The following is a 23315-nucleotide window of genomic DNA, read 5'->3' as shown; positions in this document are numbered from 1 at the left end:
CCGACGATCGCGGTCCGTATGTCATCAACGGGGTTTTCCGTACCGCTCAGGAAGTGGCTCGGCGGGCGGCGTGCAGCGCCTGGGCCAACGGTCCGAGGGTGAAGATCGTCGTAGCGTCCGGCCACGGGTCGGTCCGGTGGGTCAGGTCCTCGAGAACCGCGATGGTGGCATCGGAGACACCGTCGTCCGCGCCGAGCGGGCCCGCGGTCCCGTCGGTGACCGTCGGCGTACCGGTTGCCCTGGTCCCCGGCGCGTCCACGGACCCCACGGCATCCAGGCGTGCCGCGAGCCGGGCGGTGATCCGCGCGCGCGCGACCTCGGGTGACACCGCGCACCGTAGTTCGATCAGGTCGGCGGCGGCCGCGGCGGCGCACCGGGCCGCGTGATGCCGATGCTCCCGGCGTGCCCAGGAGGCATCCAGAACCACCGACTCGCCTCGCTCGAGGGCGATCCCCGCCCGGCGGATCATCTCATCGTAGACTGCCCCGGTCGTCTCGGGGCGATAGATGCCCTGGCCGGGCTCGGCCACCGCCGGGGTCCGCGCGGCCAGACCCGTGAGCTCCTTGCGGATCACGTCGGACCGCAGCACCGTCCAGCCCTCGGCGTCGGCGAGGCCCGCGGCCAGGGTCGACTTCCCCGCCGCCGGCAGGCCGCCCACGAGGACCAGTCGCACCCGGCCCCGCCGGAGCCTGGCCAGGGCCAGGGCGGCCAGCGCCCGGGCCGTGGCGGCGGAGGCGGCGTCGCCCTGCCCGACGCGGACGCAGGCCACCTTGCACCGGACGAGCGCCCGGTAGGCGACGTAGAAGTCCTCCAGCGACCGGGGATGGTGCTCACCGGAGAACTCGCGGTAGGAGGACATGAAATGCTCGGCGAGGTCCACGCGCCCCAGTCGCTGCAGGTCCATGGCCAGGAACGCGACGTCGGCGAGCACGTCGCCGGCCCGCAGCCGCGGGTCGAACTCCAGGCAGTCGAGGACCCGCGGGCCATCGTCGAGGCAGAAGACGTCGTCGGCGAGCAGGTCGCCATGGCCGTCCCGGACCAGGCCCGACCGCTGGCGGTCCCGCAGCAGCGCGTCGCGGCCGTCGAGGTAGCGCCGGGCCAGAAGTTCGATCTCGGCCACGGTCTGCGCCGGCAGCACGTCCCCCACGTACGGTGCCACGGCGGCGAGGCTGTCGGCCCACAGCCGGCGCTGCGCCGCCACCCCGCCCAGCACGGTGATCTCCTCGGAGGTGCCGCACCGGGAGTGGAACGACGCGATCAGCCGCGCGGTGTCCCGCACCGGCCCGGCCACCTCGCCACCCGCGGCGACCAGCGCTGCCAGCCGGCGCTCGGCCGGCAGGCGGCGCATCACCACCATGTGGTCGCAGCAGCGCCCGTCGGGCCCGATCACGTCGGCGGTGCCCAGGTAGACGTCTGGTGCGAGCCGCCGGTTGAGCGCCACTTCCGCCTCGCACGCCCCACGGCGGGCCTCGACCGTCCGGAAGTCCAGGAAACCCAGGTCGACCGGCTTCTTGACCTTGTACACGCGGTCGCCGAGGAAGACCAGGACCGCGGTATGGGTTTCCACCAGCGCGGCCCGGCCCGGGGCTGCGGGGCTCGCTCCCGCGGACTGGGCCCCGTCCTGGCGCGACGGTGCGGCTCCCGTGGCCATGGGTGTGATCATGTGTTCAGTTTTCCCCGGCAGGCTCAGTCGGAACAGTCCACCGCCGGCTGGGCCGCGGGCGCCCAACGATTCCCGGCGACAGGACCTTCGTCCCGTTGTGCTTCGCCTCGGGGTGCGGTATTCCTCGCGCGTCGGACCTGTCCCGAACTGCCGGCCGTGCTCGTCGCGGGCCTCGGTGATGCCGTCGGGGGTGGACGCGGAGCCGGTCGCCCGGGCCGAGGGTGACCGACCGGGTCGACCACAGGCGCCGGCCCGCGAACAGATCGCACAGCACGGGCCCGCTGACGGGCAGGGTGCGGGCGGCGCCGTCCGGGTCGCCTGATCCCGGGATCAGCACGGGAGCGGGATGCCCGGCGCTCGCGTACCGAAGCTGGCCGCTGCCCGGATCCACGACGGCGACGAACGCGGTCGCGAACATCTCGTTCATGTCACTGAGCGCGGCGACCTCGCCCAGGGCCTCGCGGAGCACGTGGGCGGGTTCCAGCCCGCGCAGCAGCGCCTGGCGCAGCTGCTCCGGGCCCGACCGGCGTGGCCGGACAGACTGCCGTTCGCCGAGGTCCCGGTACGGCGCCGATCGTCGCGGCGGGCAGGGCCGTTCGTCGGTACGGAGGGGGACCTCCGGCCGTCGTTCCGCCCAGTGCGGAGGATCAGTGTTGTTCCCATGAGCCGCCTCGGCGCCTGGCGCGTCCATTCCGAATCCCGTCCCCAGGACGAGCCCGGCCCGCGGGAAGCCGCCGCGCAGGCGCAGGTCGCCTGCGCGCCGCCGATCGAGGCGGCTGTGCGGGCCTGCTGCTGCCCGGCCCAGCCGGTCGCGCGGGTCGGTCTGCGGCTGGGCGGCACCGGGCCGGAGCAGGAGATCTTCCTGTGCGCCCACCATCTGCGGGCCGGCGCACGCAGGCTGCGGGAACTCGGCGCCGCGGTGCACGACGGTGCGGGACTGCCCCTGGGTAACCCGGAGGGTACGTTCGTCGCCGCGCCGCGCGGGTCGGGAACGGGCAGCGAGAAGGATGAAGGGGGATCATGATGCGGGCAGATGCCGTGATGACGAGGAACGTGTGCGTCGTGGCTACGGATGTCTCGCTCCGGGATGCGGCGGCACTGCTGACGCAGCGGGACATCCGGGGGCTGCCCGTGGTGGACGCCGACGGCGCACTGGTGGGAATGATCACCGAGGCGGATCTGGTCCGGGTCGGCTCGGCCCCGGACCCGCGCCCGCACGCCCGCCGGGACCTTGCCCCCGCGCCGGACGCGCCGCGGACGGTGGGGGAGGTCATGTCGGCCCCGGTGGTCGCCGCCCGCGCCGACGCCGACCTGGCCGACGTGGCGCGGATCATGCTGTCCGCGCAGCTCACCCGGGTGCCGATCCTCGACGACCGCAACCGGCTCGTCGGGCCGGGGGGGCCCCCCGGCCCCGGGTGGGGGGGGCCCCCCCCCCCCCGACAGCGACATCGCCGCCGACGTCCGGCAGGTCCTCGTCGACTGGTACGCCAACGTGACTCCGACGGTCGAGGTGACCGATGGCGAGGTCGTCCTGTCCGGGCCCGCCGCCGTCCCCGATCTGCTCCTCGCGCTGATCCGGGCCATTCCCGGGGTCCTCGCGGTACGCACGACCGCGTTGGCGCGGTAGGCGCGGGCGCGGGCACGCGTCGCCGGAGACGTCGACGCGACGCCCCGGGGCCCACCCCCACGGAAACATCGACACGTCGGCGTGACACATGACGAGGGGACCCATGACCGCACACACCACGCTCGCCGCGCGGGAGAACCCGCTGGCCGAGCTGGAGGGGTCAGCGCTTGACCAGCTGATCGCCTACTGGAACGCCGCGAACTACCTGACCGTCGCCCAGATCTACCTGCGCGCGAATCCGCTGCTGCGCGAACCGCTGGCAGCCGAGCACATCAAGCCCCGGCTGCTCGGCCACTGGGGAACCTCACCCGCGCTCAACCTGGTCTACGCCCACCTGAACCGGCTCGTCGCGCTGACGGACCAGGAGGTCCTCTACGTCGCGGGGCCTGGTCACGGCGGGCCGGCCCTCGTCGCGAACACGTACCTCGAGGGCACCTATTCGGAGATCTATCCGCAGGTCAGCGCGGACACCGCCGGCCTCGTCCGGCTGGTCACCCAGTTCTCCACGCCGGGCGGGATCCCGAGTCATGTCAGCGCGCCGACCCCGGGGTCCATCCACGAGGGCGGCGAACTCGGCTACGCGCTGGCGCACGCCTTCGGCGCCGCCTTCGATCACCCCGACCTGCTGGTGGCCGCCGTCGTCGGCGACGGCGAGGCCGAGACCGGGCCGCTGGAGGGCAGCTGGAAGGGCATCAGCTTCCTCAACCCGGTGCATGACGGCGCGGTGCTGCCCATCCTCAACCTCAACCAGTACAAGATCGCGAACCCGACGGTGCTCGGCCGGCGCTCCCGCGAGCAGGTCAGCACCCTGCTCGGCGGCCACGGCTACGAGGTCCTGTGGGTTGAGGGCGACGACGTGCCGACCGTGCACCGCGCCTTCGCCGCGGCGCTGGCCACGGCGTACCAGTCGATCCGGCGGATCCAGGCCGAGGCCCGCGCCCCCGGTGCGACCGTGTGCGAGACACCCCGCTGGCCGGCGATCGTGCTGCGCACCCCGAAGGGCTGGACCGGTCCGCGCGAGGTCGACGGCGTGCGGATGGAGGGCACGTTCCGCGCCCATCAGGTGCCGCTGTCCGGGGTGCGGGACAACCCCGCCCACCTCGCCCAGCTCGACGGGTGGCTGCGGTCCTACCGGCCCGAGGAGCTGTTCGACGAGGCCGGGAGCCTCGTCGCCGAACTCGCCGCCCTCGCCCCGCGCGGTGACCGGCGGCTCGGCGCGACCAGCTACGCCAACGGCGGGCTGCGCACCGTGGCGCTGGAGCTGCCCGACTGGCGGGCGTACGCGCTCGCCATCAACCCGGCGCGCCGCGGCGCCGACCCGTACGAGACGACCCGCCCGCTCGGGGAGCTGCTGCGCGACGTCTACCGGGCGAACCCGACGACGTTCCGGGTCTTCAGCCCCGACGAGCTGACCAGCAACCGGCTCGGCGCGATCCTGGAGGTCACCGACCGGTGCCTGATCGCGCCGATCGACCCGCGTGACGAGAAGGTCTCCCCGTCCGGGCGGGTCATGGAGGTGCTCTCCGAGCACCTGTGCGAGGGCTGGCTGGAGGCGTACACGCTCACCGGCCGACACGGGCTGTTCGCGACCTACGAGGCGTTCGCGATGGTCTCGGCGTCGATGCTGATTCAGCACGCCAAGTGGCTCCAGGAGAGCGCGCGGCTGGACTGGCGGGCGCCCGTGCCGAGCCTCAACGTGCTGCTGACCAGCACCTGCTGGCGCAACGACCACAACGGCTTCTCCCACCAGGGGCCGGGGCTCATCGACACCGCCGTGTCCCTGTCCGGGCAGGTCGTGCGGGTCTGGCTGCCGCCGGACGCCAACAGCCTGCTCAGCGTCGCCGACCACTGCCTGCGCAGCCGCGACCACGTGAACCTGCTCGTCGCCGACAAGCAGCCGCATCTGCACTACCTGACGGCGGACGAGGCGGCCGAGCACGCCGCCCGCGGCGGCTCGGTATGGGACTGGGCGGGCACCGAATCCCAGGACGGCCGCGAACCCGACGTCGTGCTCGCCGGCATCGGGGACGTGCCCACGATGGAGATCCTGGCCGCCGCCGAGCTGCTGCGCCAGTTCGTGCCGAGCCTCGCCGTCCGGGTCGTGAACATTATCGACCTGATGGCGCTGCTCCGTTCGGACCTGCATCCGCACGGATTTTCCACCCCGATGTTCCGTGCGTTGTTCACGGACTCGACGGATGTTGTCGTCGGTTTCCACGGATACAGCCGGGCGGTGCACCAGCTGTTGCACGGACGACGGAATCCGCAGCGTTTCCATGTGCGTGGATTCATGGAACAGGGAACGACCACCACGCCGTTCGACATGGTTGTGCGCAACAACGTCAGCCGTTATCATCTGGCCCGCCTGGCGGTGGAGTTCGCCCGCACCACCCGGCCCGGCACCGACCGGCTCGTCACCTACTGCGAGTCGCAGCTGGCCCGCCACCACGCCTACGTGCGCGAGTACCTGGAGGACCTGCCCGAGATCCGCGACTGGGTCTGGACCGGCGGGGACGCGGAGTAAAGCACCCGGTCACTCTGGGGGGGGGGACAAGTCTGCCGCCGACCCCTCCAGAGCGACCGGCCGGCAACGTCGCCGGCTCCTCCGCACGGACGAACCGGACACCGAGCCCCTTAGGCGCGACGCCCCGGACCCGGGCGACCTGTCCTACTGCTGGTCCAGCGTGAGGAGATGTTCGAGTTCCGCCTGGCTGCCGGCGAGCGCGACCACGCCAACCTCGTCCGTCGCCGCCCACACCCGGTGGCCGCCGAGCTCGTATGCGCCGACGTTCACCGCCCCGCTCCGGTGAACGACCGCCACCGGCCGGTGCGCGGGAACCCGCGGTGACCGTCCGCTGGCATTCCTCGGGTCCGTCGCAGCATCCTTCACAACATCCTTCGCAGCATCTTTCGCAGCATCTTTCACAACATCCTCCATCCGCCGGTATCCCGAGAATACCCGTATCCCCGTCCCGGGTGCGCGAGAAAAGAACGTCGGTTTCCGGGTGTGTGCTGGAGGAACAATTCGGTCGGGGTTGAAAGATCGTCGTGTACCATGAGCGCCGTCGTCCGGAAAGTGTCGGCCGGGCCACATCTGTCCTGGCGGCGGCGAAGTCCCGGCGATCTCTGAGGTTCTTCACAGGGAACTCCCAGGTTTCCCGGTCATCGTTGCCGCCATGACCATGACGCGGTACTCCGAGGGCGGACGGCATGCGGCGGTCCCGCGCCCCGCCAACCCGACCCGTGGACCCGCCCAGGGCCCGCCCGCCGCCCCGGCCCGGGGTGAGCTGGAGGCGCTCCTGAAGCGGGGACCCGAACTCGCCGTGCGGCTGGTATTGGCCGCCGGCGCCGTCGCCATTCTCGTCGTGTGGTGGTCCGACACCAGCGCGTCCAGCGTCCACGGCGGCGCCGGGGCGCTCACGGCCGCCGGCCGGGTCGCCGGCCTGCTCGCGGCGTACCTGGTGCTCGTCGAGCTCACGCTGATGGCCCGGATCCCGGCGCTGGAGCGCGCGGTCGGCTTCGACCGGCTCGCGGCCTGGCACCGCGGCCTCGGGACCAACGTCATCCTGCTGATCGCCGTGCACGTCGTGCTGACGGTCTGGGGCTACGGCCTGGCCGATCACCATCAGCCCCTCGCGGAGCTGGTCACCGTCATCACCAGCTACCCGGACATGTGGAAGGCGACGGTCGGCGCGCTGCTGTTCGTCGCCGTCGGCGTCACCAGTGGCCGGCTCGCCCGCACCCGGCTGTCCTACGAGGTCTGGTACGCCGTGCATCTGGCGACCTACCTCGCCGTGTTCCTGACGTTCTTCCACCAGAGGGCGGCCGGCGCGGAGTTCGTCGGGCATCCCGTCACCAGCGCGCTGTGGACAGCGCTGTACGTCGCGGTCGCCGCCGCCCTCGTCGGCTGGCGCCTGGTGCTCCCGGCGGCCCGAGTGCTTCGTCACCGGATGCGGGTGGACAGGGTGGTCGTCGAGGCGCCGGACGTCGTGTCGGTGTGGATCCGCGGCCATCGCCTGGATCGGCTCGGCGCCCGGTCCGGGCAGTTCCTGCTGTGGCGTTTCGCCGCCCCCGGGCACCTCGTCAGCGCGCATGCGTACTCGCTGTCCGCACCGCCGGAACCGACCATGCTGCGGATCACGGTCAAGGCGGCCGGCGACCACTCCCGGGCGCTGGCGGACCTGCGCCCGGGCACGCCCGCCCTGGCGGAGGGGCCGTTCGGGCACTTCACCGCCGCCGGCGCGCGCCGCGGGCGGGCGCTGCTCATCGGCGGCGGCAGCGGGATCGCCCCGATCCGGGCGCTCGCCGAGGACCTGGTCCGCCGCGGCGACGACGTCGTCGTCGTGCACCGGGCCAGCCACCCGGACGACCTCGCGCTGCACGGCGAGTTCCGGGAGGTCGCCGACGCCGGCCTGCTGCGGCTGCGCACCCTGACCGGCTCGCGGGGCGAGCTCGGCTTCGACCCGCTCGACGCCACCCACCTGGGCGCCGCGGTGCCCGACGCGGCGGACCGCGACGTGTTCGTCTGCGGGCCGCCCGGGATGACCATCGCCGCCGCCCGCTCGCTGCGCGCGCTCGGTGTGCCCCGGCACCGCATCCACACCGAGGAGTTCGCCCTGCGTTGACGTCCCCCTCTCGTGAACGAGAGGGATTCCCACTTCCAGATGCTCCTGCTCCACCGAAAGGATTCGCACATGCGTTCTAGTATGGGGAGCCGGTTCCGCTCCGGCCTCACGGCCGGAAGATTCGCGGCGGGATCGTGATGAACGAGAACGCCGGGAGACCGTACCGGGCGCGGGTCGGGTTCGCCGCCCTGCTGAGCGCCGTCGCGCTCACTGTCGGCGCGAAGGCCGCGACCGGCGCCGGGCAGCGCCCGGTGGCGCTCGCCGCCCCGGCTGCCACCGGCTCCACCGCCACCGCGTCGGCAGCCGGGTCGAGTGGGACAGCGACGGCCACGGCCAGTCCCACGACGCCCTCGACCGGCACTTCCCCGGCTGACACGTCGGCCGCCACGCCCAGCCCCGCCGCGACGCCGTCGGCCAGTCCGTCCACGTCCGGGACGAGCACCACCCGCACGGTGACCGGGGACGCGATCGACACGCGTTACGGCGCGGTCCAGGTCAAGGTCGTCCTGACCGGGAAGAAGATCGTCGACGTCGTGACGGTGCAGGTGCCCGATCGGGAACGCCGCGACCGGGAGATCAACGACCAGGCCGTGCCGCTGCTGCGGCAGGAGGTCCTCACCGCCCAGAGCGCGAAGATCGACAACATCTCGGGTGCTTCCTACACCACCTACGGCTACGCGTGGTCGGTGCAGTCGGCCCTGGACAAGGCCGGTGTCTGACGTGGTGGAGGACACCCTGGCCGACGCGGCCCGGCGTCCCGGGGCGGTCCACGCCGAACCCGTGATGGGCACCGTCGTCAGCATCGACATCCGCACCCCCCTGCCGCCGGAGCGTCTCGACGCCGCGATCGCGGCGGCGGTCGACGTCCTGCACCGTGCCGACGCCGACTTCAGTACCTTCCGCGCCGACTCGTGGGTCTCCCGGCTGCGCCGCGGCGAATGCGCCCTCGCCGACGTCCCGGCGCACGTCCAGGGGGTCTACCGGATCGCCGAGGCCTGTCGGGTCCGCACCGCCGGCCGGTTCGACCCGGCCTGGCGCGGCGACGGCACCCTGGACCCCACCGGGCTGGTCAAGGGCTGGGCGGCCGACGCGGCGTCGCGGCTACTCACGGCGGCCGGCGCCATCAGCCACTGCGTCAACGCCGCCGGTGACCTGCGCGTGCGCGGCCAGGCGACCGCGACCGCCGCCGCGGTGACGGCCACCGACCCGCCCGCGGCCCCGGGGACGGCGGCGGCGGCGCCCGCCGGGAACTGGCGGATCGGGATCGCCGACCCGCATCACCCGGGCTGCCTCGTCGCGGTCGTCGAGGGTACCGACCTCGCCGTGGCCACCTCGGGACTCGCCGAGCGCGGCGCGCACATCGTCGACCCGTCCACCGGCCGGCCGGCCACCGACCTCGCGTCGGTCACCGTGGTCGGCGCGGACCTGACCCTCGCGGACGCCTTCGCCACCGCTGCCCTCGCGGCCGGCCCGGCGGCCCCGCCGCTGCTCGCCGATCTCGCCGCGGCGGGCTGGGCGTGGCTCGTCGTCGACGCGGCGGGCCGGGTCACCTGCTCGGCGGGGTTCCCCGGTGCGGTCGCCGCCGCCGGCGCCGCACCCGTGCCGGCGGCCGCCCGCGGCCGTGGGTGAGACTTGACCCGGTGGACCGAGACCTGCGCGTCCTCGTCGTGGACGACGAGGACGCGATCACCGACCTGGTGGGCATGGCGCTGCGCTACGAGGGCTTCAAGGTCACCGCCGTGCACACCGGCCAGGCGGCGCTGACCCAGACCGCGCTGACCCATCCGGACCTGCTCGTCCTCGATGTCATGCTGCCCGACATCGACGGGTTCACGGTGTGCGAGCGGCTGCGCCGCGCCGGGCACACCGTGCCGACGCTGTTCCTCACCGCCCGCGACTCCACCGAGGAGAAGGTCCGCGGGCTCACCCTCGGCGGCGACGACTACCTCACCAAGCCGTTCGCGGTCAGCGAGTTCGTCGCCCGGATCTGGGCGATCCTGCGCCGCGCGGGCATGGCCGGGCAGGACACCCCACCGCTGCGCCTCGCCGACCTCGAACTCGACCCGCTGAGCCGGGAGGTGCGCCGGGGTGGGCAGCCGGTCGAGCTGACCGCGACCGAGTACCGGCTGCTGCACTACCTGCTGGTGAACGCCCGCGCGGTGCTGACCCGCGGCCAGCTTCTCGACCACGTGTGGGGCCACGACTTCGGCGGCGACGGCCGGGTGCTCGAGAGCTACATCAGCTACCTGCGTCGCAAGATCGACACGACGTCGCCCGCGCTCATCCACACCGTGCGTGGGGTCGGCTACGTCCTGCGCGTTCCGCGGTGAGACGCCCGGCGGTGTCGCTGCGGCTGCGGCTGCTGCTGGCCGTGGTCGCCCTCGTCGCCGTCGGCCTGTCCCTGGTCGCCGTCGGGATCCAGGCGGCGGTGAGCAACTACCTGTGCGGCCGGCTCGACCAGCAGGTGCGCGAGGCCCATCCGCTCGTCGAGCAGGCTCTGGTGCACCCCGGCTCCCGGGATCACGACCGGGACGACGCCGACCAGCGCTTCGGCAGCGTCTACCTGGTGGGCACCTACGGCGCGCTGTACGACGCCGGCGGGCACCGGCTCGCGGAGACCAGCCCCGGCCTCGGCGACGACGGCCGGGCGGCGCCGGGCCGGCGCCCCGAGGTGACCCCGCAGGTACTCGCCACCGCCCCGGTCCACCCGAAGCTCGCGACGGTCGCCCTGGAAACGGTGCCGGCGGACAACCACAGCGGCCGCTTCCGACTGCTCGGGGAACGCTTCACCGACGGCCGGGTCCTCGTCGTCGCCGTGCCGTACACCCAGGTCGACAACACCCTGCGCAGCGTGCGGCGGATCGAGATCGTGGCCAGCGCGGTGGGTATGGCCGTCCTGGCCGCGCTGACGTACGTGCTGATCCGGTTCGGGCTGCGCCCGCTGACCCGCATCGAGCTGACCGCCGACCAGATCGCCCGCGGCGACCTCACCCGCCGTGTCGACAACGTCGACCGGCGCACCGAGGTGGGCCGCCTCGGCTACGCCTTCAACGCGATGCTGACCCGGATCGAGGCGGCCTTCCAGGCCCAGGAACGCTCCGAGGGCCGCCTGCGCCAGTTCGTCGGCGACGCCAGTCACGAACTGCGCACCCCGCTGACCTCCATCCGCGGCTACGCCGAGATGTTCCACCGCGGGGCGGCCAGCCGTCCCGCGGACCTGGCCATGGTCATGCGCCGCATCGAGGAGGAGTCGGCGCGGATGAGTGGGCTGGTCGACGACATGCTGCAGCTCGCCCGGCTCGACCAGGGCCCGGTACTGGACCGCCAGCCGGTCGACCTCGCCGCGGTGGTGCGTGATGTCGTCGCCGACACCCTCGTGACCTGGCCCGGCCGGACGATCGAGGCACACCCGCCGCCGATCCTGGAGGTGTCCGGCGATGCCGGTCGCCTCCAGGAGGCCGTCGGCAACCTGGTGCGCAACGCCGTCGTGCACACCCCGGCCGCCACGTCGATCACGGTCGTCGTCGAGACCGCGGCGAGCGGCGCCGGCAGCCCCTCCGGTGGTGAGGGGGAGTTCGTGGTGTCCGTCATCGACCGGGGGCCCGGCGTCGCGCCGGGCGACGTGCCGCACCTGTTCGAACGGTTCTACCGGGCCGACCCTGGCCGCTCCCGTGACGCCGGCGGAAGCGGCCTCGGCCTGTCCATCGCGCGGGCCGTTGCCCAGGCGCACGGCGGACGGGTCGAGTACCGGCCGACGCCGGGCGGCGGAGCCACGTTCCGCCTGGTGCTGCCCGCCGGTCCGGCACGGCCGCCCGCCGCCGACCGCCCGGCGACACCGGCCGGGTAGCCGGGCGCCCCGCGCGCCAGGGCTGCTGATCGGCGTCGTGGCTGCCGCTGGCCATCCTGGCTGCCGCTAGGCGTCGTGGGCGACCTCGAGGACATCGTGGGCCGGGCGGCGTGGGGTCTGGGGCAGCGCCGGCGCTGCCGGGTCCGGATAGCCGACGCGCAGGATCATCTGGGCCTCGCCGCTGCCGCCGGCCGCCTCGCGCAGGAGATTGCGGGTCGCGTCGACGTCGATCGCCTGGCCCAGCGGCGAGGCGGCCAGGCCCGCGGCGGTGGCGACGAGCAGCAGTCGGCCCAGGGCACGGCCGGCGTGCAGCCATTCGTCCGGGCTGTCGCTGTCCGTGCCGAGGACGAGCACGCCAGGACGCTCGACCTCCGGGTCACGCAGCCGCTGACCGGCCTCGCCAATGATGTCGAAATCGCGCAGCGGGAACTCGGACTGGCGGGGCTCGGCGCCACCGACCACGGCGCTGCGCGGCACGCCGTCCAGGGCGTTGGGGTCGGTGCGGCTCCAGGCCAACAGTTCCGCGCGGTAGTCCGGGTCGTGCGTCTCGATCCAGTCGGCGTGCGCGAGCAGCACCGACAGCTCCACCCGGGTCCCCGGGCGGACCACCGACACGAGCCAGCAGCCTTCGCTCTCCGCCGCCCGGCGCAGACCGCGGACAACCTCGTCGGGCAGTTCGGTGCGGTCGAACGGTCGCCGGTCGGTGTGGCGGCGGCTGATCGCGTCCACGAGGGCCGTATCGCCCTGAGCAGGTGGGCACTGGCCGACGACGCGCAGTGCCGCCAGCCGTCCGATGGCCAGGTCGGTGCCGTCGGGAAACTCGTCGACCTGCACCTCAAGGCCGGCGGCGCGCAGCGCCAGCCAGGCGTTGAACAGCGCGGCGCCGCAGCTCATCACCATCTGCCGACGGTGCGGGTCGACCACCGGGACCGCCCGGCCGAGGTCGGCACGCAGGTCAAGGGTGTCCCCGTGCAGTCGCCAGCGCCACGGCTGGCTGTTGTGGATCGACGGCGCGAGGATCGCGGCCTCCACCGCCGTCCTGGCCTGTTCGATGGACAGTGTCGTGGTGGATGTGGCCATGGCTCCGCTCCCGTCGCCGCCCGGCGGTGACCGTCGTACCGGCCGGCCCGCCACTGTTCGTCGTACCTTCGGACACGATTAGTGTTCCCGCTGGCCGGGGTCCGATCCTCCGTCCGTACGCTGTCTGTCCGGGGGCCGATCGGCCCGCCCGGCCGGGGTGGTTCGGCCCCTTCCGGCACCGACGGTGCCGGTCACACTGGGGTACTTACAGCCCCCGTAGCCGAGACGTGTGCCCGCGGAGAAGAGTGATGCCGGAACCGAGCACCGCCTGGACCGCGCCCGGCCCGCCCGCCGAGGGCGCCGGCCCCGTTGGCGGCGCCGGCACCCGGAACGCGGCAAACATCCTGGTCCTCAACGCCGGATCGTCCAGCCTGAAGATGCGGCTGCTCGGACCGGAAGACGAGACGCTGTGGTCCGCCAGCCGCGGGGAGATCCACGACGCGGGAGCCGACGGCCTCGCGGCCGTGGTTGACGAGGTCGCGGAGTTCGGGGCAGTGGCCGCGATCGGGCACCGGTTCGTCCACGGCGGCCCCCGGCTGCGCGCCCCGGTGCGCCTCGACGAATCCGTCGAGGCGGAGCTGCGGGCGCGGACCAGCCTGGCGCCGCAGCACCTGCCGGCGGCGCTGGACCTGGTCGCCGCGGTCCGTGCGGCGGCACCGGACATCCCTCAGGTGGCCTGCTTCGACACCGCGTTCCACGCCACCCTGTCGCCGGCGGCAGCGACCTACGCGATCCCGCCATCCTGGCGGGAGTCGCACGGAATCCGCCGCTACGGCTTCCACGGCCTGTCCCACGCCTACGCCGCCCGACGGGCCGGTGACCTGCTGGGCCTGGCTGACCCGGCGGGTTCATCCGCGCCGTCGCGCCAGGCTGCGCCGCCTGGACACTCGGGCGGGCTGGACGCGCCGGACCCGGCGGGCGGGCCGGGCAGGCCGCGCTGGCCGCGGGTCGTGACCTGCCATCTGGGGTCCGGAGCGTCCCTGGCCGCGGTGGCCGATGGGATATGTCGGGACACGACGATGGGGTTCACCCCGCTGGACGGCCTTGTGATGGGCACCCGCTCCGGCGGCGTCGACCCGGGCGCGCTGCTGTGGCTGCTGCGCGAGGCGGGCCTGTCCGCCGACGAGCTCGCCGACGGTCTGGAACACCACTCGGGCCTGCTCGGCCTCGCGGGCAGCGCCGACATGCGCGACGTGCTCGCCGCCGCCGACGACGCAGCGCCGTCCGCCCGCCTCGCTCTGGCGGTGTACCTGCACCGGCTGCGCGCGCTCGTCGCCGCGATGGTCGCCGCGCTCGGCGGCCTCGACGCGCTGGTGTTCACCGGCGGGATCGGCGAGGCGGCGCCGCGGATCCGCGCCGGCGCGGCGGCGGGGCTCGAATTCCTCGGCCTGCGGCTGGACCCGGCGCGCAACGCCGCGCACGACGGCGGCGACAGCGAGATCGGCGCGCCGGACGCGCCGGTGCGGATGTTCGTCGTCGAAGCCCGCGAGGACCTGGAGATCGCCCGTGGGGTGCGCGCGGCACTCGCCGGCTGACCCGCTGACCCGCTGACCCGCTGACCTGCTGACCCGCTGACCCGCTGACCGCTGGCCTGTGAGGGCCGGCCGCAGACGCCTTCGCGGTGGGTGGCGGGGGATTGACGGGGCGTGCGCGGCTTTCCAAGCTGGGCCGTATGGGAGCCTTGGCGCGGATGCGCGCTCTGTCCAGGCAGGTTGCCGTACGTCCGCGTCACGATCTCGATCGTGGGCTGGCGCGGGACGTGGCGCTGATCTGCGGGGCGTACGCGCTGGTCGGCGGCTCGTTCGGGGCGATCGCGGTGGGCGCCGGGCTCCCGGTGTGGGCGCCGGTGCTGCTGTCGGTGGTGGTGTTCTCCGGGGCGTCGCAGTTCCTGCTGGTCGCGCTGCTCACCGGGGGTGGGGGCGTGGTGCCGGCGGTGCTGGCGTGCCTGCTGGTGAACACCCGGCACCTGCCCTACGGGTTCGCGATCGGCGACGCGCTCGGCCCGGGTTGGCCGCGCCGCCTGGTCGGCAGTCACCTTCTCGTCGACGAGTCGGTGGTGTTCGCGCTGGCCCGCCGGGACGAGGGGCGCGCCCGCGCCGCGTTCTGGGCCTGTGGGCTCAGCCTGTTCGTGGCGTGGAACGTCGGCGTACTCGCCGGTGCGTTCGCCGGCGCGGCGGTGCCGGACACCGACGCCTTCGGCCTGGACGCCGCGTTCCCGGCCGTGCTGCTCGCGCTGATCATGCCCGCGCTGCGGGACTCGCCGACCCGCCGGGCCGCCCTCGCCGGCGCCGCGCTCGCGGCGGTGGCCGCACCGGTGCTGCCCGCTGGGTTACCCGTGGTCCTCGCCCTGGCCGGACTGCTCGCCGGCCGCACCGTCCGTCCGCGCGGCGCCGCCGAGCCAGGACCCCGTCAGGCCGTCCGCGGGACGGACGGGGCCGTCCCCGGTCCGGTGGACGAGCGATGACCGGGACCTCGACGCTCCTGGTGGCCATCGCGGTGCTGGCCGTCGGCACCTACGCCTGCCGCGTCGCCGGGCCGTTGCTGCGCGCCCGGGTGACGCTGCCCGAGCAGGTCGAGCGCCTCACCGGGCGCGCCACCGTCGTCCTGCTGGCCGCGGTCGCGGCGACGAGCACGCTGATCGTCGACCACGGTTTCGCCGGTCCGGCCCGGCTCGTCGGCGTGGTCGTCGGCGGCCTGCTGGCGTGGCGGCGAGCACCGTTCGCCGCAGTGGTCCTGGCCGCCGCGGGCACCACGGCGGCGCTGCGTGCATGCGGCGTTACCTGACGCGCCTCGTCTGGTCAGGGCGGGGTGGCGCCGCGGCGGTGTTTGCGGCGATGACGTCGGCACGGTCGGACAGGCGGGCGAGGCCGACCAGGGGGCGGCCCATCCGGGGGTTGGCGCGCAGGGCGTCGGCGTGCTGGCTCATGCCGATCACGTTCGGGGCCGTCACCCAGGCGTAGCCGTCGCGGAAGGGGAACCGAGCACATCGGCCAGGCGACGCCGGGTATCCGCAGGGCCTTCGCCGGCGAGCAGTTCGGCACGATCGTCCTGCGCTGCGACCAGAGAGCCCGGCCCTCTGCCCGAGGAACATGGCTTCAGTCACATTGCCGGCTGGACCGCAGTGTGGGTGCCGCATTGTTCACCCCGGTCGGCGCCAACGTCTTTGCGGGTGGTAAAAGGGTCGGTTTGACAGCCTGCGGACTCATGCTTGACGGTGCGGTCGGATTGTGTTTGGCGCGGAAACGGCGGACCTGCCCCGCGGGTCGTGTCCCGGGCGGGTCTTGTACGATTCGCCGATATGGAGACGCGCGCGATCGAGACGTACATCCGCAGCACGTTCGCCGAGTACGCGGGCCTCACCGAGGAGGAGCTTTTCAGTAACGGCGTCACCCTCGCCGAGGCGGTCAACCGTAGTCCGCGGATGACGAACAGTATTGATTTGATGGAGACGTTCGCCCGTACGTCGAACGCGGTGCGGAAAGATTACGGAGTGCGAGTTCGGCTGCCCGCGCTGCCATTGGACACCCCGATGTCGGGAGTGCTCGCGACCTTTCTCGCGGAGTACGACCGCGAGGCGGGCACGGCCGCTCCGAGCGCCCGGCCCTCGGTGGCGGAGATGGCGGTATGACGACGCTGGCTGCTGAGCCCACCGCGGCCCTGGCCGCGACCGGGCCCACCGCCGCGGCGCCGGACAGCGCCGGGACGGATCATCCTCCGGTGGTCCTCGCCGAGCTGCATGACGCCCTGACCAGGCGCGGGATGTCTCTCGTCGAGATCACCTGGGAGCAGCAGCGGCTGCACGAGGCACGCCGCTGGAGCGTCGTGGAGATGCTCGACGGCATCGACGTCGCCCGGCTCACCCCGCTGGAACGCGCCATGGTCTGGAACGCCGGCCGCGCCGAGCTGACCACCAAGCCGGGCGCCGACCGCCTCGAGCGCCAGGCCGACGCCGAGTGTGGTCGCTGGCAGCGGAGCAACCCCACGGTGGCGGCGATCATGCAGGCCTGCGGCACGTGGAGCCGGTACTGGAACGAGGAGGAGGCGCATCACGAGACGGCGTTCAACCGGCTCGCCGCGCTGACGGGGATGGAGGCGATCCCGGACGAGACCTTCCTCGAGTTCCGCCAGGTGTTCCCCGACGACGGCATGCTGCGCACGCTGGTGCTCCTCGCGATCTCGGAGATCACCGCCGCGGTCAACTACGGCCAGTGCCGGGCGGCGGCGACCGACCCGGGCCTGCGCGCCCTGTTCGCCCAGGTCGCGGCCGACGAGATCCAGCACCGCAACTACTTCCTGTCCTTCGCGAAGGCCCTCGTCGACAGCGGGGAGTACCAGGCCAAGGACGCGTTCGCCGTGGCCCACCTGTTCCTGCGCGAGGACGGTGAGCTGGGCGGCAGCGCCCGCGAGCGGGTCGAGTCCCGCGACACCCACGTGAACTGGTGGGACCGCCTCGACACCGCCGACAGCGCCGCGGCGTTCCAGCCCGAGGCATCAGGCCGCAAGGAACAGCTCGTCTGCGGCGCGCTCCAGAAGATCACCGGCCTCACGGTGCGGACCGCGGCCGAGGTCGAGGACACCTGGATGGACCTCGTCGGCGCCTGACCGGCCTCCGTTCCTGACCGACCTCCGTTCCTGAGCAGCCTCCGTGCCGGCACCACCGACCGATCGAGACCGACCGCGCTGACGGGAGCCTGACGTGTTCGCCGAGGAGACCCGGCTGTCCCTGCTGGTCCGCCCGAACGACATCGACGCGCTCGGGCACGTCAACAACGCCGTCGCGATGGAGTACCTGGAGGCGGGACGCGCGGACTGGCTCGACCGGGCGGGCATCGTCTCCGGCGGCGGGGTCATCGCCGTCGTCGCCCGGGCCGAGATCGACTACCGCGTGGAGGTCCCGCGCGGCACGGTCGAGGTCGTCACCGTGATGGCGGAGCCGGATCCCACCGCGTTCGACCCGGAGGGGATGAACTACCTGGTCCGGTTCCGCCAGCGCGTCCTCGTCCCGGCCGCCCCCCGCCCGGCCGTGGAAGCGGTCATCACCGTGGCGTTCGTCGAGTCGGAGCGCCGCCGGATCGTGACCCTGCAGGACTACCTCGCGGCCGCCCCCGCGCGCTGAGCGGACAGGGGCAGAGCCGAGCGGGCAAGAGCAGCGCAGAGAGCGGAGGGAACGGGATGCTCGAACTCATCCAGCGCCACCACGACGCCCCCGGCGGCCCCCCGCCGGGGGCGCGCGGGCTGTACCTGTACGAGAAGTTCACCGACCCGCCGGAGTTCGTCGCCTACCGGGAGTTCCCCGAGCGGGTCGCCGGCGCCGCCGACGCGCTGCGCGCCGACGGGATAGGCCCGGGCACGCGGGTGCTGTTCCCGTTCGAGACGTCGATCGAGACGATCACCGCGTTCCTCGCCCTGCTGGAGATCGGCGCGGTGCCGCTGTCGGTCCGGCCGTACCTGATGAACGCCGCGCGCGAGGAGTACCAGGATTTCCTGGCCCGCGTCGCGGCCGGCTTCGACGCGCGCCACCTGCTGGCCACGCCGAGCCTCGCCGTGGTCGACCTGCCGGCGGGCGTCCGGTCGGTGGCGCCGCCGCCCGCCGGGTGGCGCCGGCCCGGCGCGCGGTTGCGCACGCCGGCGGACGATGAGATGGCGTTCGTGCAGTTCTCCTCCGGGTCGACGTCGTTCCCGAAGGGCGTGCCGATCCGCCACGGCGCGCTGCGTGCCAACCTGGCGATGATCCTGCGGACCGACGGGCGTGGCGCGGACGACCGGGGGAGCAGCTGGCTGCCGCTCTACCACGACATGGGCCTGGTCGGTGGGCTGCTGACCTGCCTGGCACGTGGCAACGACCTGCTGCTCGCCGAGCCGGTGTCGTTCCTGTTCGACGCGCACGGCTGGTGGGAGCACCTGTCCCGGGAGCGGATCAGCCATTCGGTGATCCCGAACTTCGCCGTCGACTACTCGCTGCGGATGCTGCGTGACCTCGACGCCGACGAACTCGCCGCGCTCGACCTGTCCCCGCTGCGCTCCGTGTACCTGGGCAGCGAGCCGATCAACATCACGAACCTGGCGGAGTTCACCGCGCTGCTCGCGCCCGCCGGCCTGTGTGACACCGTCTGGATGCCCTGCTACGGGATGGCCGAGGCGGTGCTGCTCGTCGCCAGCCGCCCGCGGGACACCCCCGTGCGGGTGGCGTCCGCCCCGTCGGGGGTGCCCGCGATCTCGGTCGGGGCGCCGCTGGGGGAGTTCACCGTTCGCCTGCGCGGCGAGGACGGGCGGCTGCGCGGCCCGGGGGAGCTGGGCGAGATCGAACTCGCCGGCGGCAGCCTCGCCGCCGGGTACCTCGACGACGCACGTCCGCTGCGCGGCGACGACGGCTTCTACCGCACCGGTGACATCGGCTTTCTCGACGACGGCGAGCTGTTCGTCGTCGGCCGTGACGGCGACCGGATCAAGGTGAACGGGCAGAGCCTGTTCGCCGCCGACTTCGAGCAGGCCGTCGAACGGCTGCCGTTCGTCCGCGAGGGCCGCACCGCGGTGATCCAGCTCGACCCGCCCGACGGGCGCATCATCGTGCTGGCAGAGGCGGACCGCGCCGCCCGCGGAGACATCGCCGGCAGCCGCGCGCAGATCCTCGCCATGCTGACCCGCGCGATCGGTGTCACCGTCGCCGAGTCCGACGTCCATTTCCTGCGCGCCGGCCAGCTTGCCCGCACCAGCAGTGGCAAACTGCGCCGCCGGGCGATCGCGACCGCGTTCACCCGTGGTGACCTGCGGGGCTACACATTCGGCGCGCCGTCCTCACCCTGACGGGACCCGTTCGCGGGTTCGGTAAGGTCCTCGGATGCCGAGCCTGACCCGCGACGGCGAGGTGTGGATCCTGCATCTCGACGCCGATGACGAGAACCGGTTCCACCCGTTCTGGCTGGACTCGATCGAAGCGGCCCTCGACAAGGTCGAGTCCGCGGACGGCCCGCGGGCGATGGTCACCGCCGGCAGCGGAAAGTACTGGTCGAACGGCCTGCACCTCGACTGGCTCGTCGGCCACACCGAGCGGATGGACACCTACCTCGACCGGGTGCACCATCTGTTCGCGCGCACGCTCGCCTCACCGGTGATCACCGTGGCGGCCATCAACGGTCATGCCTTCGCCGCCGGCGCGATGTGGGCGCTGGCCCACGACGTGCGCCTGATGCGCCGCGACCGCGGCTACCTCTGCCTGCCCGAGGTCGACATCGACCTGCCGTTCACCCCGGGCATGTCCGCGCTGATCCGCTCGCGGCTGACCCCCGCCGCCGCGCACCAGGCGATGACGACCGGCCACCGCTACGGCGGCGAGGCCGCGTTCGCCGCCGGCATCGTCGACGGGGTCGCGGACGCCGACGGGCTGCTCGCCGCCGCCATGGAGCTGGCCCGGCCGCTGGCCGCGAAGGCGAAACCGACCCGCGCGCAGATCAAGGAGACCCTCTACGCGGAGACCCTCGCCGCGCTGCGCGCCCCCTCCGCGGTCGTCTGAACCGCGGCCCTGGCGGGCTGGGCGGTGAGCACGGTGTCGCGCAGGATCCGCGCGGCGGCGGGGGTGGCACCGTCGGCGGTGACGATCGCCGTCGGGAACGTCGGCGCGGGCACGGCCAGCGGAACCAGGCACAGCCCGGCAATGCCGCGGGTGTCGAGGCTCGGTGGCACCATCGCCACGCCCAGGCCGTACGCGACGAGCTCCGCGGCGGACCGGCCCGCAGCGGGAATCAGCCAGTCGCTCGTGTTCCTGCTCGCGGTCACGACCGGGCTGAGCGTGGCGGCGATGTACTACGCCCAGTCGCTGCTCGACGAGGTCCGCGACGCGCTCGGCCTGTCCACGGGCACCGCCGGTCTGCTCGTCACCGTCACCCAGGCCGGCTACCTGGCCGCGCTGATCCTGCTCGTCCCGGTCGGCGACCTCGTCGCCCGCCGCCGGCTCATCCCCGCCCTGGTCGCCGCCCAGGCCCTCGCGCTGTTCCTGCTCGCCGGCGCCACGTCGGCCACCCAGCTGATGATCGCCGGTGTCGCCGTCGGCGCGCTGAGCGTCACCGCGCAGATCGGCGTCGCCTTCGCCGCGTCGCTCGCCGCCGACGCCGAACGCGGCCGGGTCGTCGGCACCGTGATGAGCGGCCTGCTGCTGGGCATCCTGCTGGCCCGTACCGTCGCCGGCTGGCTCGCCGACCTCGGCAGCTGGCGCACCCCGTACTGGGTCGCCGGCGCCGTGCAGCTCCTGCTGTGCGCGGTCCTGGCGCTATGCCTGCCTGCCGAACCCCGCGCCGGGGCCGGGGCCGGGAGGCCGAGCTACCGGGAGGCGGTCGCGTCGGTGCCGAAGCTGCTGCGCGAGGAGCCGCTGCTGCGGCGCCGGGCGCTGTACGGCGCCGCGTCGTTCGGCGCCTTCAGCGTCCTGTGGACGCCGCTGTCGTTCCTGCTCTCCGACGCGCCGTACGACTACTCGACCGGTGTCATCGGCCTGTTCGGGCTGCTCGGCCTGATGGGCGTGCTCGCAGCCTCCCTCGCCGGGCGGGCCGCCGACCAGGGCCGCGCCGGCCAGGTCACCACCGCCGCCTACATGGCCACCTACTTCACCTGCGGCCTCGCCGGCTCGCTGGCCGTCACCACCGCCTACAGTGCCGGCGGCTGGACCGCGGTCAGCCTCACCGGCGCCGCCTTCGGCCTCGCCGCCCTCGCCCTGGTCGGCTGGGACGCCGTCGTCGCCCGCCGCGGCTGACCGGTCCGCGCGGCTGGCGATGGTCCCTCTGTACGGTTCCGCGCCCGTTCTGCCCGTACAGAGCGACCATCCAAGCGCCGCGACCCCAGCCCGATCGGCCGGCCTCACGTGCACAGTCGGTCAGTCCAGGCCCACCGTGGCCGCGAGGAAGGGGTTACGGAAGACGCCGGTCGGGTCGCCGCGGTCGGCCAGCGCGAGGAAGTCGGCGACCCGCGGGTAGCTCGCGCGGATGCTCTCCGCCGGCAGCGCGAACACCTTCCCCCAGTGCGGACGCGGCTGGAACGGGGCGAGCTGGCGTTCCACCGCCGCCACGGCACGGGCGACGGCGGCCTCGTCCGGCCGCCAGGTGAAATGCAGGCTGACGGCGTCGCGGCCGTAGGCGGGGCTGAGCCACAGATCGTCGGCGGCGATCGTGCGCAGCTCACTGACCTGCAGGGCCGGCCGAATCCGGTCGCCGATGCGGAAGATGCTCTCGATTGCCGCGGCGGCGTCAGCCCGGGAGACGAAGTACTCCGACTGCAGCTCGTTCCCGCTGCTGGGAGTGAAGCCCATCCGAAAATGCGGCAGCCGTTCATGCCACGGTCCTGGGACGCCAAGCTGCTGTGTCGTGTGCACCGGGTCGAATCCGGGCACCGGATGGTCCGGCCGGTCGAGTGCCCGGACGCCGAGGACTTCCACGGGCGCCGCAGCGGTCTCGCCGGCTTCCTCGACCCGTTGTTTGACCCACAGCCGGGAGGACTCGGCGCGCCAGGTCGTGAAGACGCTGACGCTGTAGGCCGCGGCGAAGATCTCGTCGAGCCGGTCCAGCAGTGCGGCGCGCGTCAAGCCCTGGTAGACGTACTGACGGACCTGGAAGGTCGGCACGATGGCGAGCGTCACCGCCACGACCACGCCCAATGCGCCGAGCGCGACGACGTGACCGGCGAAGTCACCGTCCACGCCCCGCTGAACCGTGACGACCTCACCGTTCGCGGTGACGAGATCGAGAGAGACGACGGAGGTGGCCAGATTCCCGTTTCGATCACCGGAGCCGTGCGTCGCCGTCGCGCAAGCACCAGCGACGGAGATATGCGGCAGCGAGCCGAGATTCGGCAGCGCCCATCCCCGCGCCTGCAGCTCACGGGCAAGGTCGCCGTATCGAACACCGGCGTTCACGGTCACCTCACGCGCGGCAGCGTCGACCCGCAACACGGGCGGCAGCCGGGCCGTCGAGATCAGCATCCCGACCGTGTCCGCGATCGGGTTGAACGAGTGCCGTGTACCGACCGGCCGGGCCCGGTCGCAGGCCGCCACGATCTCCTGCAGCTCCTCGACGGAAGAGGGCGCGACGCGCTGGCTCGCCCCGAAGACGACATTTCCGGCCCAGTTGGCTCCTTCCAGACCGTCGCTGTCCTGCATGCCGCTTCCTCCAGCCCGAGAGCTCCGCCACGTCGGGGTCCGACCGTGGCGCGTCACTGCTGGACCTGAGTTTCTCGTGCTCCGTCAGCACCGCACCTACCCGGCCGGGCTTCGACAACAGCGATGTGGACGTCCTCGTGGAGTTCGACACCGACCGTGCTGAATTCGATTATTTCGGCAATTATTTTGCTCTAAAGGAAGGACTTGAGCGGCTGCTAGGGCGTGCCGTCGACGTTGTCAGTGTCACGGCGATCCGTAACCGTTGCGAGTCATGAAGCATGAGTAAGCCTCTGCCTCGCAGCCGTCGTCGACAGGACGGCGCTCCCGGTCTGACC

General features: G+C 73.3%; 26 protein-coding genes and 1 pseudogene. 19 read left to right on the top strand and 8 right to left on the bottom strand.

Annotated features, from left to right (window positions below; genetic code table 11):
* Positions 1 to 46: 46 nt before the first annotated feature.
* Both MXD60_RS04985 and MXD60_RS04980 read right to left on the bottom strand, forming a co-directional pair.
* The gene (locus tag MXD60_RS04985) at positions 47 to 1651 is read right to left on the bottom strand and encodes a bifunctional aminoglycoside phosphotransferase/ATP-binding protein (RefSeq protein WP_248817768.1); all 1605 of its coding nucleotides are present in this window, start codon (positions 1649 to 1651) and stop codon (positions 47 to 49) included.
* Positions 1652 to 1667: 16 nt separating this feature from the next.
* Positions 1668 to 2354, bottom strand: coding sequence for a PP2C family protein-serine/threonine phosphatase (locus MXD60_RS04980; protein ID WP_283097815.1), 687 nt, complete (start codon positions 2352 to 2354; stop codon positions 1668 to 1670).
* Between MXD60_RS04980 and MXD60_RS04975 the strand changes: the two genes are divergently transcribed.
* From MXD60_RS04975 to MXD60_RS04970, 4 genes and pseudogenes are all read left to right on the top strand, one after another.
* Positions 2325 to 2687, top strand: coding sequence for a hypothetical protein (locus MXD60_RS04975; protein ID WP_248817766.1), 363 nt, complete (start codon positions 2325 to 2327; stop codon positions 2685 to 2687). The genes MXD60_RS04980 and MXD60_RS04975 overlap by 30 nt on opposite strands.
* A pseudogene (locus MXD60_RS29720) lies at positions 2684 to 3043 on the top strand (CBS domain-containing protein); the annotation flags it as partial. The gene MXD60_RS04975 and the pseudogene MXD60_RS29720, both read left to right, overlap by 4 nt.
* Before the next feature lie 112 nt (positions 3044 to 3155).
* Positions 3156 to 3290, top strand: coding sequence for a hypothetical protein (locus MXD60_RS28555; protein ID WP_283097814.1), 135 nt, complete (start codon positions 3156 to 3158; stop codon positions 3288 to 3290).
* A gap of 103 nt (positions 3291 to 3393) precedes the next feature.
* Entirely contained in the window at positions 3394 to 5814 is a 2421-nt protein-coding gene (locus MXD60_RS04970) for a phosphoketolase family protein (RefSeq protein ID WP_248817765.1), read from the top strand.
* A 144-nt stretch (positions 5815 to 5958) separates the two neighbouring features.
* Here the strand turns inward: MXD60_RS04970 and MXD60_RS28550 are convergent, their stop codons facing one another.
* On the bottom strand, positions 5959 to 6084 hold the full coding sequence (locus MXD60_RS28550) for a hypothetical protein (protein WP_283097813.1): 126 nt from the start codon (positions 6082 to 6084) through the stop codon (positions 5959 to 5961).
* A gap of 388 nt (positions 6085 to 6472) precedes the next feature.
* Here MXD60_RS28550 and MXD60_RS04965 point away from each other — a divergent pair, with 388 nt between their 5' ends.
* A complete protein-coding gene (locus tag MXD60_RS04965) occupies positions 6473 to 7915 on the top strand; it encodes a ferredoxin reductase family protein (RefSeq protein WP_518467382.1) in 1443 nt (480 codons plus the stop codon).
* Between the two features lie 106 nt (positions 7916 to 8021).
* On the opposite strand, the gene MXD60_RS29265 is transcribed toward MXD60_RS04965, so the two are convergent.
* Positions 8022 to 8390: a hypothetical protein gene (locus MXD60_RS29265; RefSeq protein WP_248817763.1), complete on the bottom strand. Its 369-nt coding sequence runs from the start codon at positions 8388 to 8390 to the stop codon at positions 8022 to 8024.
* Between MXD60_RS29265 and MXD60_RS29260 the strand changes: the two genes are divergently transcribed.
* The 4 genes from MXD60_RS29260 to MXD60_RS04940 all read left to right on the top strand — a co-directional run bounded on the left by MXD60_RS29260 (position 8368) and on the right by MXD60_RS04940 (position 11762).
* Positions 8368 to 8634, top strand: coding sequence for an FMN-binding protein (locus tag MXD60_RS29260; RefSeq protein WP_248817762.1), 267 nt, complete (start codon positions 8368 to 8370; stop codon positions 8632 to 8634). The two genes, MXD60_RS29265 and MXD60_RS29260, sit on opposite strands and share 23 nt — an antisense overlap.
* Positions 8635 to 8698: 64 nt before the next feature.
* Complete coding sequence (locus MXD60_RS04950) at positions 8699 to 9544, top strand: FAD:protein FMN transferase (RefSeq protein WP_248817825.1); 846 nt, start codon at positions 8699 to 8701, stop codon at positions 9542 to 9544.
* An 11-nt stretch (positions 9545 to 9555) separates the two neighbouring features.
* Positions 9556 to 10245, top strand: coding sequence for a response regulator transcription factor (locus MXD60_RS04945; protein ID WP_308222371.1), 690 nt, complete (start codon positions 9556 to 9558; stop codon positions 10243 to 10245).
* 11 nt (positions 10246 to 10256) lie between these two features.
* Complete coding sequence (locus tag MXD60_RS04940) at positions 10257 to 11762, top strand: sensor histidine kinase (protein ID WP_248817761.1); 1506 nt, start codon at positions 10257 to 10259, stop codon at positions 11760 to 11762.
* 66 nt (positions 11763 to 11828) lie between these two features.
* Here the strand turns inward: MXD60_RS04940 and MXD60_RS04935 are convergent, their stop codons facing one another.
* Positions 11829 to 12842, bottom strand: a complete 1014-nt coding sequence (locus tag MXD60_RS04935) for an Acg family FMN-binding oxidoreductase (RefSeq protein WP_248817760.1) — start codon at positions 12840 to 12842, stop codon at positions 11829 to 11831.
* 248 nt (positions 12843 to 13090) lie between these two features.
* Here MXD60_RS04935 and MXD60_RS04930 point away from each other — a divergent pair, with 248 nt between their 5' ends.
* The 3 genes from MXD60_RS04930 to MXD60_RS04920 all read left to right on the top strand — a co-directional run bounded on the left by MXD60_RS04930 (position 13091) and on the right by MXD60_RS04920 (position 15626).
* A complete protein-coding gene (locus MXD60_RS04930; protein WP_248817759.1) occupies positions 13091 to 14377 on the top strand; it encodes an acetate/propionate family kinase in 1287 nt (428 codons plus the stop codon).
* Between the two features lie 155 nt (positions 14378 to 14532).
* On the top strand, positions 14533 to 15306 hold the full coding sequence (locus tag MXD60_RS04925) for an AzlC family ABC transporter permease (protein ID WP_248817758.1): 774 nt from the start codon (positions 14533 to 14535) through the stop codon (positions 15304 to 15306).
* Positions 15303 to 15626, top strand: coding sequence for a branched-chain amino acid transport AzlD family protein (locus MXD60_RS04920; RefSeq protein ID WP_248817757.1), 324 nt, complete (start codon positions 15303 to 15305; stop codon positions 15624 to 15626). Before MXD60_RS04925 ends, MXD60_RS04920 begins: the two co-directional genes overlap by 4 nt.
* Here the strand turns inward: MXD60_RS04920 and MXD60_RS04915 are convergent.
* A complete protein-coding gene (locus MXD60_RS04915) occupies positions 15619 to 15792 on the bottom strand; it encodes a hypothetical protein (RefSeq protein WP_248817756.1) in 174 nt (57 codons plus the stop codon). The two genes, MXD60_RS04920 and MXD60_RS04915, sit on opposite strands and share 8 nt — an antisense overlap.
* Positions 15793 to 16140: 348 nt before the next feature.
* Between MXD60_RS04915 and MXD60_RS04910 the strand changes: the two genes are divergently transcribed.
* From MXD60_RS04910 to MXD60_RS04890, 5 genes are all read left to right on the top strand, one after another.
* Positions 16141 to 16470, top strand: coding sequence for a hypothetical protein (locus MXD60_RS04910; RefSeq protein WP_248817755.1), 330 nt, complete (start codon positions 16141 to 16143; stop codon positions 16468 to 16470).
* Positions 16467 to 17444: a ferritin family protein gene (locus MXD60_RS04905; protein WP_248817754.1), complete on the top strand. Its 978-nt coding sequence runs from the start codon at positions 16467 to 16469 to the stop codon at positions 17442 to 17444. The genes MXD60_RS04910 and MXD60_RS04905 overlap by 4 nt, the downstream gene beginning before the upstream one ends.
* Positions 17445 to 17538: 94 nt before the next feature.
* Positions 17539 to 17958, top strand: coding sequence for an acyl-CoA thioesterase (locus MXD60_RS04900; RefSeq protein ID WP_248817753.1), 420 nt, complete (start codon positions 17539 to 17541; stop codon positions 17956 to 17958).
* A gap of 56 nt (positions 17959 to 18014) precedes the next feature.
* Complete coding sequence (locus MXD60_RS04895; protein WP_248817752.1) at positions 18015 to 19646, top strand: AMP-binding protein; 1632 nt, start codon at positions 18015 to 18017, stop codon at positions 19644 to 19646.
* 34 nt (positions 19647 to 19680) lie between these two features.
* Positions 19681 to 20352: an enoyl-CoA hydratase-related protein gene (locus MXD60_RS04890; protein WP_248817751.1), complete on the top strand. Its 672-nt coding sequence runs from the start codon at positions 19681 to 19683 to the stop codon at positions 20350 to 20352.
* Here the strand turns inward: MXD60_RS04890 and MXD60_RS04885 are convergent.
* On the bottom strand, positions 20304 to 20615 hold the full coding sequence (locus MXD60_RS04885; RefSeq protein WP_248817750.1) for a type 2 periplasmic-binding domain-containing protein: 312 nt from the start codon (positions 20613 to 20615) through the stop codon (positions 20304 to 20306). The genes MXD60_RS04890 and MXD60_RS04885 overlap by 49 nt on opposite strands.
* On the opposite strand from MXD60_RS04885, the gene MXD60_RS04880 reads away from it, so the two are divergent.
* Positions 20596 to 21582 (top strand): MFS transporter, encoded by a 987-nt coding sequence (locus tag MXD60_RS04880; protein WP_248817749.1) that lies wholly within the window; start codon positions 20596 to 20598, stop codon positions 21580 to 21582. The two genes, MXD60_RS04885 and MXD60_RS04880, sit on opposite strands and share 20 nt — an antisense overlap.
* Positions 21583 to 21702: 120 nt before the next feature.
* Here MXD60_RS04880 and MXD60_RS04875 read toward each other — a convergent pair whose 3' ends face one another.
* Positions 21703 to 22980, bottom strand: coding sequence for an FAD-binding protein (locus MXD60_RS04875; protein ID WP_248817748.1), 1278 nt, complete (start codon positions 22978 to 22980; stop codon positions 21703 to 21705).
* A gap of 137 nt (positions 22981 to 23117) precedes the next feature.
* Between MXD60_RS04875 and MXD60_RS30205 the strand changes: the two genes are divergently transcribed.
* Complete coding sequence (locus tag MXD60_RS30205) at positions 23118 to 23255, top strand: hypothetical protein (protein ID WP_248817747.1); 138 nt, start codon at positions 23118 to 23120, stop codon at positions 23253 to 23255.
* Positions 23256 to 23315: the final 60 nt, after the last annotated feature.

Origin of the sequence: Frankia sp. AgB32, assembly GCF_023243045.1 — a bacterium.
Taxonomy (GTDB): Bacteria; Actinomycetota; Actinomycetes; order Frankiales; family Frankiaceae; genus Frankia.
Note: the sequence above shows the minus strand (reverse complement) of the source record. Positions and strands in the feature narration are given on the sequence as shown.